This window comes from Neisseria sicca, assembly GCF_014054945.1.
Lineage (GTDB): Bacteria > Pseudomonadota > Gammaproteobacteria > Burkholderiales > Neisseriaceae > Neisseria > Neisseria sicca.
In genome coordinates, this window is the sequence record NZ_CP059566.1 from 1,825,581 (window position 1) to 1,839,030 (window position 13,450).

The 13,450-nt window shown below is 56.0% G+C and carries 10 protein-coding genes; 3 read left to right on the forward strand and 7 right to left on the reverse strand.

Annotated features, from left to right (window positions below; genetic code table 11):
* The first annotated feature begins 49 nt into the window (after window positions 1-49).
* Both fabI and mscL read left to right on the forward strand, forming a co-directional pair.
* Entirely contained in the window at window positions 50-838 is a 789-nt protein-coding gene (gene fabI, locus H3L95_RS08795; RefSeq protein ID WP_003761373.1) for an enoyl-ACP reductase FabI, read from the forward strand.
* A 281-nt stretch (window positions 839-1,119) separates the two neighbouring features.
* Complete coding sequence (gene mscL / locus H3L95_RS08800; protein ID WP_003761371.1) at window positions 1,120-1,560, forward strand: large conductance mechanosensitive channel protein MscL; 441 nt, start codon at window positions 1,120-1,122, stop codon at window positions 1,558-1,560.
* Window positions 1,561-1,712: 152 nt separating this feature from the next.
* Here the strand turns inward: mscL and katA are convergent, their stop codons facing one another.
* The 4 genes from katA to H3L95_RS08820 form a co-directional block, all read right to left on the reverse strand.
* A complete protein-coding gene (katA, locus tag H3L95_RS08805; protein WP_040669056.1) occupies window positions 1,713-3,227 on the reverse strand; it encodes a catalase KatA in 1,515 nt (504 codons plus the stop codon).
* A 294-nt stretch (window positions 3,228-3,521) separates the two neighbouring features.
* Window positions 3,522-5,489, reverse strand: coding sequence for a Fe(3+)-hydroxamate ABC transporter permease FhuB (gene fhuB / locus H3L95_RS08810; protein WP_003761367.1), 1,968 nt, complete (start codon window positions 5,487-5,489; stop codon window positions 3,522-3,524).
* Window positions 5,483-6,394, reverse strand: a complete 912-nt coding sequence (locus tag H3L95_RS08815) for an iron-siderophore ABC transporter substrate-binding protein (protein ID WP_241429753.1) — start codon at window positions 6,392-6,394, stop codon at window positions 5,483-5,485. Before H3L95_RS08815 ends, fhuB begins: the two co-directional genes overlap by 7 nt.
* Before the next feature lie 150 nt (window positions 6,395-6,544).
* Window positions 6,545-7,309, reverse strand: a complete 765-nt coding sequence (locus tag H3L95_RS08820) for an ABC transporter ATP-binding protein (RefSeq protein WP_003761364.1) — start codon at window positions 7,307-7,309, stop codon at window positions 6,545-6,547.
* A 267-nt stretch (window positions 7,310-7,576) separates the two neighbouring features.
* Here H3L95_RS08820 and H3L95_RS08825 point away from each other — a divergent pair, with 267 nt between their 5' ends.
* A complete protein-coding gene (locus H3L95_RS08825) occupies window positions 7,577-8,272 on the forward strand; it encodes a siderophore ferric iron reductase (protein WP_003761360.1) in 696 nt (231 codons plus the stop codon).
* A gap of 165 nt (window positions 8,273-8,437) precedes the next feature.
* Here the strand turns inward: H3L95_RS08825 and H3L95_RS08830 are convergent, their stop codons facing one another.
* From H3L95_RS08830 to mraY, 3 genes are all read right to left on the reverse strand, one after another.
* Window positions 8,438-10,657 (reverse strand): TonB-dependent receptor, encoded by a 2,220-nt coding sequence (locus H3L95_RS08830; protein WP_003761358.1) that lies wholly within the window; start codon window positions 10,655-10,657, stop codon window positions 8,438-8,440.
* Window positions 10,658-10,797: 140 nt separating this feature from the next.
* A complete protein-coding gene (locus H3L95_RS08835; RefSeq protein WP_003761357.1) occupies window positions 10,798-12,090 on the reverse strand; it encodes a valine--pyruvate transaminase in 1,293 nt (430 codons plus the stop codon).
* A 217-nt stretch (window positions 12,091-12,307) separates the two neighbouring features.
* The gene (mraY, locus tag H3L95_RS08840) at window positions 12,308-13,390 is read right to left on the reverse strand and encodes a phospho-N-acetylmuramoyl-pentapeptide-transferase (RefSeq protein ID WP_003761353.1); all 1,083 of its coding nucleotides are present in this window, start codon (window positions 13,388-13,390) and stop codon (window positions 12,308-12,310) included.
* Between the last annotated feature and the right edge of the window lie 60 nt (window positions 13,391-13,450).

Genomic DNA, 13,450 nt, shown 5'->3' on the forward strand with positions numbered 1-13,450 from the left:
TAATGCCCAGTTTCATCAAACCGCAATACCACACTTTAAAGGACAAAAAATGGGTTTTCTGCAAGGTAAAAAAATCCTGATCACCGGCATGATTTCCGAGCGTTCCATCGCTTACGGCATTGCCAAAGCCTGCCGCGAACAAGGCGCGGATTTGGCGTTTACCTACGTTGTTGACAAACTGGAAGAGCGCGTCCGCAAAATGGCCGCCGAATTGGGTTCCGAACTCGTGTTCCGCTGCGATGTCGCCAGCGACGACGAAATCAACCAAGTTTTCGCCGATTTGGGCAAACATTGGGACGGCTTGGACGGCCTCGTCCACTCCATCGGCTTCGCACCGAAAGAAGCCTTGAGCGGCGACTTTCTCGACAGCATCAGCCGCGAAGCGTTTAACACCGCACACGAAATTTCCGCATACAGCCTGCCCGCATTGGCAAAAGCCGCCCGTCCGATGATGCGCGGCAGAAACTCCGCCATCGTCGCCCTGAGCTACTTGGGCGCGGTTCGTGCGATTCCGAACTACAACGTCATGGGCATGGCAAAAGCCAGCCTCGAAGCAGGCATCCGCTTTACCGCCGCCTGCTTGGGCAAAGAAGGCATCCGCTGCAACGGCATTTCCGCCGGCCCGATCAAAACCCTCGCTGCTTCCGGCATTGCCGATTTCAGCAAACTCTTGGGACACGTTGCTTCCCACAATCCGCTCGGCCGCAACGTAACCATCGATGAAGTCGGCAACACCGCCGCCTTCCTGCTCTCCGAACTCTCTTCAGGCATTACCGGCGAAATCACTTACGTTGACGGCGGTTACAGCATCAACGCCCTGAACGACGAAGAGGCGTAATGATTTGTAATATTTTGTAGAAAAGACAACTTATTACACAAAAAACCGTCTGAATAAGTGGTGTAAAAAAGGTACACCGGCTATTTCAGGCGGTTCTTTTTTCGTATAAAAGGCGGCATATTTCGGGAAATTTGTCATAAAACAAATTTTAACTTTTCTGAATTTTATTTAACGAATAAAACGATACCATGCCTGCCGGTTTGAAAAAGCCCGTCCGTCACTTCGGACGCACTTTTTTAAAAATTTCACTTTATTATCCACAAACATACAGGAGGACATTTATGTCTATTGCTTCAGAATTCAAACAGTTTATTATGCGCGGCAACGTTATCGACTTGGCAGTCGGTATGGTCGTCGGTACTGCGTTTAGCGGCCTCGTTAAATCTTTGGTTGACGACGTAATTATGCCCCCTATCGGTCTGTTGATCGGCGGCGTTGACTTCTCCAACCTGTTCATCACCCTGAAAAACGGTGCGCAAGCGCCCGCAGAAGGCTATGCCAACTTGGCGGCAGCCCAAGCAGCCGGTGCCGTCACCCTGAACCTCGGTCTGTTCATCAACTCCGTTATCAGCTTCCTGATCATCGCTGCTGCGATTTTCTCCGTTATCAAAGCATTAAACTCCATGAAAAAAGCCGAAGCGCCTGTTGAAGAAGCACCTGCAGAACCTAGCGAAGAAGTATTGCTGTTGCGCGAAATCCGCGACTCTCTGAACAAAAAATAATCTTTTGAAGATTTGAAATAAAAGGTCGTCTGAAAATTTTCAGACGACCTTTTTGTTTTGCGTATCTCTCCGATATCAATGACTTACGGTTTGCGGTATCGGATTGCGTGGGATAACCATTCTTCAATCTCTATCCACATGGCTCCTCCCATTTACAGCAACCCTGGCTGACCCAATGCAGGGTCGGTCGCGCGGGCGGCTTGTGCGTCTTCAACGGTCAGCCCCAAGGCTTTCGCCACGCCTTCGCCGTAGGCAGGGTCGCAAAGGTGGCAGTTGCGGATGTGGCGGTATTTGATGAAGTCGGGGGCGTCGCCCATGGCTGCGGCGGTGTTGTCGAACAAAGCCTGTTTCTGCGCGTCGTTCATCAGGTTAAACAAGGCGCGCGGTTGGCTGAAGTAGTCGTCATCGTCTTGGCGGTAGTCCCAGTGCGCCGCGTCGCCGCTGATTTTCAAAGGCGGTTCGGCGAAGTCGGGCTGTTGCTGCCATTGGCCGAAGCTGTTGGGTTCGTAGTGCGGCAGGCTGCCGTAGTTGCCGTCGGCACGGCCTTGTCCGTCGCGCTGGTTGCTGTGGACGGGGCAACGCGGGCGGTTGACGGGGATTTGGCGGAAGTTCACCCCCAGGCGGTAGCGTTGCGCGTCGGCGTAATTAAACAAACGGGCCTGCAGCATTTTGTCGGGGCTGGCGCCGATACCGGGAACAAGGTTGCTCGGTGCGAAGGCGGATTGTTCCACATCGGCGAAGAAGTTTTCGGGATTGCGGTTCAACTCGAATTCGCCCACTTCGATCAACGGATAGTCTTTTTTCGGCCAAACTTTGGTCAGGTCGAAGGGATGATACGGCACTTTTTCCGCATCGGCTTCAGGCATGACTTGGATGTACATCGTCCATTTCGGAAACTCGCCGCGTTCGATGGCTTCGTACAGGTCGCGCTGGTGGCTTTCGCGGTCGTCGGCGATGATTTTTGCGGCTTCTTCGTTGGTCAGGTTTTTAATGCCTTGCTGGCTGCGGAAATGAAATTTCACCCAAAAACGTTCGCCCGCTTCGTTCCAGAAGCTGTAAGTATGCGAACCGAAGCCGTGCATATGGCGGTAGCTGGCGGGGATGCCGCGGTCGCTCATGACGATAGTGACTTGGTGCAGGGCTTCGGGCAGCAGCGTCCAGAAGTCCCAGTTGTTCGTAGCGGAGCGCATATTGGTGCGCGGGTCGCGTTTGACCGCCTTGTTCAGGTCGGGGAATTTGCGCGGGTCGCGCAGGAAGAACACGGGCGTGTTGTTGCCGACCATGTCCCAGTTGCCTTCTTCGGTATAGAACTTCAACGCAAAGCCGCGGATGTCGCGTTCCGCATCGGCTGCGCCACGCTCGCCTGCCACGGTGGTGAAACGGGCGAACATCTCGGTTTGCTTGCCGACTTCGCTGAAGATTTTGGCGCGGGTGTATTTTGTGATGTCGTGTGTTACGGTAAACGTACCGAACGCGCCCGAACCTTTGGCGTGCATACGGCGTTCGGGGATGACTTCGCGTACGAAGTCGGCGAGTTTTTCATTCAGCCACAAATCCTGCGCCAGCAACGGGCCGCGCGCGCCTGCGGTCAGGCTGTTTTGATTGTCGGCAACTGGGGCGCCGTTGTTCATGGTCAGGTAGGTTACGGGACATTTAGAGACAGTCATAATAATTTCCTTTGTGAAATGGTCAGTGGTTTATAAAACGATTTGCCGAAAAGCATATTCGTAGCCTGTTTCTTGGCATTCATAAATTTCTTGTATCGACATTTATTTTTCCTTTTAATTAAACTATGAATAGGACTATACAGAAAGATTTTGCCTATTGGAACTATGACTTCAATTTAATATTGTTATTATTAATTGAGATTTTATTTTTGTTAGATTTTTATTATCGAATAAATTAAACAAAAAGGTCGTCTGAAACTGTTTTCAGACGACCTTTTTGTATCTCCGTTCGCATTAAAGCTTGCGCATCATCATCATGAAATATGCGCCGCCTATGAGCGTGGCCATCATTCCGGCGGGGACTTCGTAAGGGAACATTACCTGCCTGCCCAGCCAGTCGGCCGTCATCATAACCGATGCGCCGATGAGTGCGGCGGCGGCAAGTTGCTGTTTGGGCAGGCGTGCGCCGAGCATACGGGCCAGATGCGGCGCAAGCAGTCCGACGAAGCTCAAGGGGCCGATAAGCAGGGTGGATAAGGCGGTTAACGCTGCGCTTGAGACGATCAGCACCAGCCGTGCGAGGGGGACGTTGATGCCGACGGAGCGGGCGATTGTCGCGTTCAGGCTGAGCAGTCCGAGCCAGCGTTGCAGCGGGAGGATGAGGAGGAGCGAGGCGACGGCGAGGAGGCCGACGGTAAGGGCGGATTCGGGCGTTGCCTGATAGGTCGAACCTGACATCCACAATAAAAGCAGTTGTACGCGGAAATCGCCGCTTGCCGTCCAAATGCGGATGGCGGCATCGGCGAGTGCGGCCAGCGCCATGCCGGTAAGCAGGATTTTTTCGGGGGTAAATCCGTTTTTGCGGTTGAACAGCATCAACAGCCCCAAGGATACGAGAGCGGAAACGATACCTGTCAGCCAAAACCAGCCGCTGCCCGAGGTAATGCCGAACAGCATTACTACCGCCATCGCGCCGAATGCCGTTCCGGAGCTGATGCCCAAGAGTTCGGGGCCCGCCATCGGGTTTTGCGTCAGCCTTTGCAGTATGACACCGGTCAACGCGAGCATGGTGCCGGTGGCGGCGGCGAGCAGCACGCGCGGGTAGCGGAATACGAAATATTCCGGGTCTATGGTCAGGCGCAGGGTTTCGTCATAGCGTCCGACCGTAAACGCCAATACCGATACGGCGACGGCGATAAGCGGCAGAAAACGCAAGAGGCGCGGGACGTGCGGCGCGGCGGTTGAAATATCGGAGGTCGTCTGAAACGAAGGACGCGGAGGTGCTTTCGCCGTCAGCCACAACAAAAGCGGCGCGCCGACGAGGGCAGTTACAGCGCCGGCGGGCAGATCGGTGCCGCGGTAGTGTTTCAGCAGCATCAGGCCGTTGTCCGTCAGCATCAAAAGCAGTGCGCCGACGATGAAGGAACAAATCAGGCGCATGGACAGCGTGCGTACGCCCATTTGCCGCACCAGCGTCGCCGCCGCCAATCCGACAAAGCCCATCATGCCGACAAAGCCGACCACGCCCGCACTCAAAAATGCAGCAACCGCCAAAGACAGCAGGCGGATTTTCTTCACCGGTATGCCTGCCGATTCCGCCTGCGTGTCGCCCAGGCTCATGATGTTTAACGGTTTGATTAAAAAGGCGGTAAGTATGGCGGCAACGGCAATCCGCCACAAAAGCCCCAACGTATCGCGCCAACTGTCCTGCACCAGGGAGCCGCTGCCCCACTGCATCACGCCGCGCGTCTCTTCGCTGAAAAACAGCATCACGATACCGGTGAGGGAACCCAGATACAGGCTGACCACCAAACCCGCCAGCACGACGCTGAGCGGTTGCAGGGCGCGCCGTGCCGACAACCGCAATACCGCGCCCAAAGCCGCCGCTGCGCCGGCAAACGCCACGGCGGACGTGCCGTAGGCAAGGAAGGAAGGGGCGAACACGGTCGCCGCCACCAAAGCCGCCTGCGCGCCGCTGCTAACTGCCAGCGTACTGTCGGATGCGAGCGGATTGCGCATCAACTGCTGCATCAGCATGGTCGCTATCGCCGTACTGCCGCCCGCGAGCAGCGCCATCGCCATGCGGGGCAGGGTGTTGTTCTGCACCATCAGCGCGTCCAAAGGCAGGCTGTCGGGACGGTCAAACAGCCGCAGCCACGGCAGCGTCCATTCCAGCTTCAATATCCAAAACGCCGTCAGCGCGCACGATATTGCCAACGCGGCGGCAAGGATAGGCAGGGGTCGTCTGAAAATCTTTACCATGCGACTTCCTTTTGTGCGGACGGGTTTTCAGACGACATCGAACGCATCAGTTGCAAAGTGAAACGCTGCATGGACGGCAGCGCGCCGTAGCTCCACGACGGCTCGAAGATGCGGCGGTTTGCAGGGCGGCTGAACGGCAGGCGTTGCCAAAGCGCGCTTTTTTCGAGCGTTGCATGTGTATTTTGAGGATGCGGTTTGACGATGATCAGCAGTGTGTCCGGCGGCAGCTTTGCTAAATCTAAAAGCGTGATGTTTTCGAAACCCCATTCGTTGCTTTTGCCCGTCCAGGCATTGTTCAGCTCCAATTTGTCGAACACGGCCTGAAACAGCGAAGTCTTGCCGTAAATCCGCAAATGCCGCCCGTCGGCAAACTGCACCACCGCAAACGGGCGGCCGCGATATGCCGAAAGCGCGGGTTTGGCGCGGGCAAACAGGTTTTCCGTACCGGCAATCAGCTTTTCGGCAGCGGCAGGGTCGCCGATGATTTTACCCAGCCTGCGCGTGGCTTCGACCGTGTGGGCATATTCGATGCCTTTTGCCGTGCCGAAATCCACTTCGCGTACCGGGGCGATTTTTTCAAACTGGGACTTGGCGGCGGCATACCAGGAAGATTGCACGAAAAAATCAGGCTTTATCTGATACAGCCGCTCCAAATTCGGCTGGAAGCGCAGCCCCGCTTCCTTGACGGCAGCAGGCAGCGGCGGATGGTTCACCCAGGTATCGTACACGCGGCGGTCGGCGACGCTGACGGGCGGATGCCCCATCGCCGTCAGTGTTTCGGCGACCGTCCAGTCCGAAGTCGCCACGCGCGGTGCGGCGGGTGCAGGCAGGGAAAACAGGAGGGCGGCGGTAAAAAACAGCCGTGCGGCAAGGCGGGGAATGTCGTCTGAAAAGCGGTGGGACATCAGCTTGGAAGGTCTTTCGGTTTTTGAATAAAGGGTCGTCTGAAACATATCGGATACAGGTATTCCACAATGGTCTGCAATGTCATCCGGTTTGGATTCGGGCGGCGGATTTTATGGTCGGAGCTTATGCGGCGGGACGGCTTGCCTGCGTCAAGGCAATGCCACGGGGCGGCCGTTTTCAGGATGGGCGATGATGTTCATATCGACGCTGTAAATGTCTTTCAACACTTCTGCGGTCATGATGTCGGCGGGTTTGCCCGTTTTTAATAGCCGTCCCTGTTTGAGCGCGACCAGTTCATCGCAATACTGCGCCGCCAGATTAATGTCGTGGATGACGATGATGACGCCCAAACCCAAATCGCGAGACAGCTTGCGCACCAGTGCCATCACGTCGATTTGGTGGGCGATGTCCAAAGCGGCAAGCGGTTCGTCCAGCAGCAAAAAGCGGCTTTGCTGCGCCAGGCACATCGCCAGCCAGACGCGCGAACGTTCGCCACCCGAAAGCGTATCGACGATTTGATCGGCAAATTTTTCCGTATGCGTCAGCCGCAACGCCTGTTCCACCGCCTGTCTGTCCGCATCGTTCGTGCGTCCTAAAAGCCCGCTCCAGGCATAACGCCCCATCATAACCAGCTCGCGCGCGGTCAGCGCGGTGGCGGCGGGCAGGTGCTGCGGAAGATAGGCGACTTCTTTGGCGTATGCGCGGGCGGAATAGGCGCGTATTTCTTTGTCGTTCAGCAATATCCTGCCGCCTGCGGGTTCATGCTGGCGGGTGAGCAGTTTCAACAGCGTGGACTTGCCCGAGCCGTTATGACCGATGAGGCCGTAAACCTTGTTCGGTTCGAAAGAGAGGGAAATATCGTGCAGCAGGGTGCGCCCGGGCACGGCAAATGAGGCGTTTTGTAGTTGGAACACGGGTTCAGACGGCCTTTCGGTAAAATGGGGCGGAGGATGTTTGCCGGCGGATAAACAAAAAAACGGTACGGAACCGGCTTGTCCTGTTCAAAGCGGACGATACGCTAAGGTGTTGAAACACCGTGTGAACCGGTTCCATACTGTCTGTACGGCCTGCGGCTTTGCCGCTTTGTTCCGGTTTTGTCCGTCCGCTGTCAAACGGCAACTTTTCCGCCCGGTTGGATATGGTTAAAATATAACAATTCTTATTTCAATTCAAATGCAGACATGAGCCTCCCAAACACTCTCGCCATCCAAGACATCATCCGTTTCTGCGTCCTTGCGCTGCCTGCTTTGGACGGCGATGCGAGGCCGTCTGAAACAGAGGCGGACAGTCGCGAAGCGGAGATCATGGCATCGGCGTTCGGCAGGCTCTCCGTGGCACATCCTGAAGCAGGGGCGGTCTATTGGGCTTGCCGCACTTGGCTTTTATGGATGTGGCAGCCGGTTTATCTGGGTGTGTGGGCGGCATCGGTCAAAGGTGCATCGCCCGATTTTTCAGGTTTTGCCCACACTTTCGACGGGCTGTTTACCGCACGTTTCGGCATTGCGGTGCAGGATTGTACGGTGCGGCTCAGGCAGGAAGCCGTTTCACGAACCGCCACAGATTTGAAAGCCTATCTGTACGCCTCGCTGCCGCTGATTCGTCCGCATTATCCTTTGGGTGCGAAGCTGGCGGAATATTTCCTCGGCGATGCGGTGCTCAAAGCTCTGTCTGCCGCACATGCCCTGCGCCTGCTCTCGCGCGGTGAAACGGAAATGCTGGCGCGGCAATGGCAGGATGCTTTGGCGGTACGCTGCAACGGCGCGCTGGTGTGGGACGGGGAAACACAGGGGTTTCAGGCACAACTGGCCGCCTGCTGCCAACACTACCGTCGGGAAGACGGGGAATTTTGCAGCGGTTGTCCGAAAACGCGGCCTTAGGGCAGGGCGGTTTCGGGTAAAGACATCACGGCATCAGAGGCTGCTGAAAATGCAACCGGCTGATTTGTCGTGAGCTTGTCTTGTTTTTGCGGTAGGGGAAAGGGTTTGCCGACATTCTTAAAGGCCGTCTGAATATTTTTCAGACGGCCTTTGCCGTTTGCTGCCTTAAAAATCGACGGATGCCGACAGGGAGAAGCTGCGCGGCGCGCCGGCGTTCAGGTAGCCGCTGCCGGGATAGCCGCCGACGGATGCCCAGTATTTCTTGTTGGCAACATTATCGAGGCGGGCGCGGAAGGTGGCTTCGTGCCTGCCGATTTGGGTGCGGTAGCGTGCGCCGAGGTCGAAGCGTGTCCAGCCGCCGACTTTGAGCGTGTTGGCGGCGTCGGCGTAGGAAGAGCCGGTATAGACCATGCGGCCGTCAAACGCCAGCCCCTGCACTTTCGGCACTTCCCATTCCAAGCCGATGTTGGCCTGGGTTTTGGCCACACCGATGGTGCGTTTGCCGTCGGTCGAGGACGAGCCGGTGGATTTCTGTTTGGCATCGAGCAGGGTTACGCCGCCCAAGAGTTTCACGCCCGGGGCAACTTCGCCGTAAACGGTGATTTCCGCACCTTGGTGGCGGTCTTTGCCTTCGGAAGTGAGACGGGCGGTGTTGTTTTCGACAACGTAGAGCGAACGCGGTTTGTCGGTGTGGAAGAGCGTCAGGCCTGCGCCGAAACCGCCTGCTTCATATTTGGTGCCGATTTCCTTTTGTTTGGAGACAAAGGGTTTCAGCGATTCGTTGGCATTGCTGACGGTGTAGGCCGTACCGTTGACGGTCGCGCTTGAGGCGGCGGTCGCGCCTTGGCTCAGGCTTTCGATGTAGTTGCCGTAAACCGACCAGTTGGGCGTGATGCGGTAAACCGCGCCGGCGGCAGGGCTGATGCGCGATTTTTTGTAGTCTTCGGTTTGCATGCCTGTATTGTAGGCGTAGCTTTCATTGTGAAGCTGCTGCCAGCGTGCGCCGAGCGTGAATTGCAGGCGTTTGTCCCAAAGGCTGAAGGTGTCACCCAAGGCGAAGCTGGTCAGGCGTGTTTTGCCGGTAACAGCAGGATTGCCCATGTCGTTGCCCGAATACAGCGGGTCGGCGGCTGCGGGTTGCGGATAGCGGGACGGGTTGTAGAGGTTGGTCGTATATTGGTTGCCCCAATCCATGATGTAAGCGTTTTTGCGCGAGGATTGGAAACGGTTGGCGGCGGCGGTCCATTCGTGCCCTACCGCGCCCGTATTGAATTTGCCGCGCAAACCGATTTCGCCCGTGTCGATTTTATCCTTACGCGCGTTGTCGAAGCGGTAAATCGATCCGTCGCCGTTGACATTGCGGACAGTCAGGTTTGCCAGAGAATTGTTTTCCTTGCTGCGGCGGAAGCCATAGGCGGCGTAGGCAGTCAGGTTGTCGTTGAAATCGTATTCGCCGCGCATTGTGCCGAACCAGTCGCGCTCGTTGGAATACGTCCACGGCTGCGCCCAGTTGGACGAGGCATCAGGCGCGGCCGGCACGGCGGTCAGGCCTGACAGGGTAACATTGGTACGCGTGGCTTTGAGCTTGTTGTCCTGCCAGCCCAAATCGGCGGACAGGCGGGCATTTTCATTGCGCCAGTCTAGGCCGACATTGACCAGGCTGAGTTTGGACTTTTCGTCGTCTATTGCGGTTTTGCCGTTATGGTGCGCCGCATTGACGCGCACGCCGAATTCCTGATTTTGTCCGAAACGGCGCGCCACGTCCGCCGCCAAACCACCGCGTTTTCCCGCGCCGTAATTGGCAGTCAGCCGGTTCAATCCTTCATTGGACGCGCGTTTGGGCAATACGGATACCGTGCCGCCGATATTGTTGCCGCCCGGCGCCATGCCGTTTAAGAAGGCGGATGCGCCGCGCTGGACTTCCACGCGTTCGAAAAGCTCGGTGGCGATGTATTGGCGCGGCAGGATGCCGTAAAGGCCGTTGTACATGGTATCGTCCGATTCGGCGGCAAAGCCGCGTATGAAATAGGCTTCCTGAAAATTGCCGTAACCGCGCGCAACGCGGACGGTCGGGTCGTTTTGCAGTACGTCGCCGACGCTGCGCGCATGTTTGTCCTGAATCAGCCTATTGGTGTAAGCAGTATTGGAGAACGGCGATTCTAGGTTTTTTTTATTGCCCAAAATACCCACGCGGCTGCCGCGCGCCACCTGTCCGCCCTTAAATGCAGGAATCAAACCGCCCTTGGATGCGTCCGCGCTGGCGGTTACAGTGATGGTTTCGAGTTCGGCGGTTTCTCGGGCTTGGGGTTCGTCTGAGGCAAATGCCGCCGAAACGGCAAGGAGGGAGAGGCTGAGGATGCTGAGTCTGGAAGCGGGCTTAATCATTTGTATTTTCTTTCAAAAGTCGATTGTAACGGTTAATTCTAAAAGAAAATTAATTTCATTTCAAAAAAAATAAATGATAAAAGGTCGTCTGAAACTGTTTTCAGACGACCTTTTGACTGAATGGCTGTCAACTTTACCGTTTACGCCGCGTCGTACAAACCGCGCACCACCCTGCCGATGGCGGCGATGCCTTTTTCCAGCGTTTGAGCGTCCTGCGCAATGCTCATGCGGATGCACTCGCGGGCGTGCGGGTAATCCTGCGTGTCGATGCCGACGAAGAAATGTTCGCCCGGAATAATCAGCGTGCCTTCGGCTTTGAGCATTTCATACAGGGTTTGCGATGAAACGGGCAAGTTTTCAAACCAGAGCCACAGGAAAATCGCGCCTTCGGGCTTGTGGATTTTCAGCGGATACGCGCCCAGCTCGCGCTTGAGCAGCGAGACGGCAGTTTGCGCCTGATTGCGGTAAAACGGCCGGATGACGTCGTCTGAAAGCTGTTTCAGACGACCGTCCTGCAACAGCGGCGTTGCGATGGCTGCGCCGAAGCGGGTGGGCGACAGGTTCACAATCGCGTTCAGGCTGCTGATGGCTTTGACGACTTCGGGCGCGGCGACGATGATGCCGGTGCGCACGCCCGGTAAGCCGACTTTGGACAAGCTGAAGCAGAGGATGATGTTTTCGTGCCAATTCAGCGTCACGTCGCTGTAAATGATGTTGGGGAACGGCATTCCGTAGGCGTTGTCGATAATCAGCGGAATGCCGTGTTCTTGCGCCAAAGCGTCCAGTCGCGCCATTTCTCCGTCGGTCAGCACGTTGCCGGTCGGGTTGGTCGGGCGTGAACAACAAATCGCGCCGATTTTGCCTTCTTTCAGCTCGGGCAGGCTTTCCAATGCGTCAAAGTCCACGCGGTATTTGAAGAAGCCTGCTTCGCCTTCGTGCTCGACAGCTTCGATTTTCGGTTTGACGGAAACGAAGTGCTGCCCTTCGACATGCACGTCGGCATAGCCGATGTATTCAGGCGCGAGCGGCAGCAGGATGGCTTTCTCTACGGAAAGGTCGTCTGAAACCTTGAATTTGCCGCCGAAGAGGTTGAAAAGATAGAAAAACGCGTTCTGCGAACCGTTGGTCAGCGCGATATTGTCGGCGGTCAGGTTCCAGCCGTATTCGCGGTTGAGGAAAGCGGTCAGCGCGTCAATCAGCGCGGCATCGCCTTGGGGGTTGGAGTAGTTGCCGATGTTCTCGACGGCGTGTTCCGCCGCCAGCTTGGAAAATACGTCGGCGAACACGGCATTGACTTCGGCGATCCGCGCCGGATTTCCGCCGCCGAGCATGTTGACGGGCTTGTCGCTTTTAAGCGCGTCGCCGAGATCGTCCATAAGTTGCAGAATGCCGCTGTGTTGCGTGAATTTTTCGCCGAATGCCGAGAACTGCATGATGACTCCGTGTAAATATGATTGGCGGGGATTATATCAGCTTGATATGGCGAGGGGTCGTCTGAAAATGAATGTGGCGGGTTTGACGCACCATTGTCCCAACATCGCAAGAATATGTGACGGCAATTCATCTGCCCTGCCCTCTTAAAAATTCAGACGACCCGATGGATCTCATCAGGTCGTCTGAAAATGTGAACGTCGGAAAAAGGAAAGAGATTTAGCGGATTTTCAGCGTACTCAATCCGATTAACACCAAGACGATGGTAATAATCCAAAAACGGACAACGACTTGGGTTTCCTTCCAGCCTTTTTGTTCGTAGTGGTGATGGATGGGCGCCATCAGGAAGATGCGTTTTTTGGTTTTCTTATACCAGCCGACCTGAAGCATGACGGACACGGCCTCAACGACGAACAGACCGCCCATGATGACAAGAACGAACTCTTGGCGGACGATGACGGCAACAGTACCGAGTGCCGCACCCAAAGCCAGTGCGCCAACGTCACCCATGAAGACTTGGGCGGGATAGGCGTTGAACCACAAAAATCCGAGACACGCGCCGCACATGGCGGTACAGAAAATTACGACTTCGTTCGCACCTGCGACATAAGGCAGTTGCAGGTATTGGGCAAATTGGGCATGGCCGCTGGCGTAGGCGAAGATGGCGAGGCCGGCGGCAACGAGGACGACGGGGAAGGCGGCAAGTCCGTCAAGACCGTCGGTCAGGTTGACGGCGTTGGAAGTGCCGACGATGGTCAGATAGGTCAGAACGACGAAACCGACCACGCCCAGCGGCAAGGCGACTTGTTTGAAGAAGGGAACGATGAGGATGTTGTTGGAGCTATTGGACGCAAGGTAAAACAAGGCAAGCGCGGCAACAATGGCGACGCTCGACTGCCACACCATTTTGAATTTGGCGGAAACACCGTTGGGGTCTTTATAGACGACTTTGCGCCAGTCGTCGTAAAAACCGAGTGCGCCCGTGGCAAGCAATACGCCCAAGAGAATCCAAATATACGGGTTGGCCCAGTTGCCCCACAACAGCGTGGATACGGTGATGGCGGTCAGAATCAGCGAACCGCCCATGGTCGGCGTGCCGTTTTTGATGAGGTGGGTTTGCGGCCCGTCGGTGCGTACCGCCTGCCCGACTTTCAACTGCGTCAGTTTGCGGATGGTCCACGGACCGAGCAGCAGGGAAAACGCCAAAGCGGTCAAAGCTGCCATGACGGCGCGGAATGTGGTGTATTGAAAGACATTCAGACCGGTCAACCAGTTACTGAAATGTGCAAGCCATAAAAACATGGGGCTTCCTTTTGTTTTTGTTGTTACATTGGGCTTATCGCCCGTTTTAAAGTTTGGTTT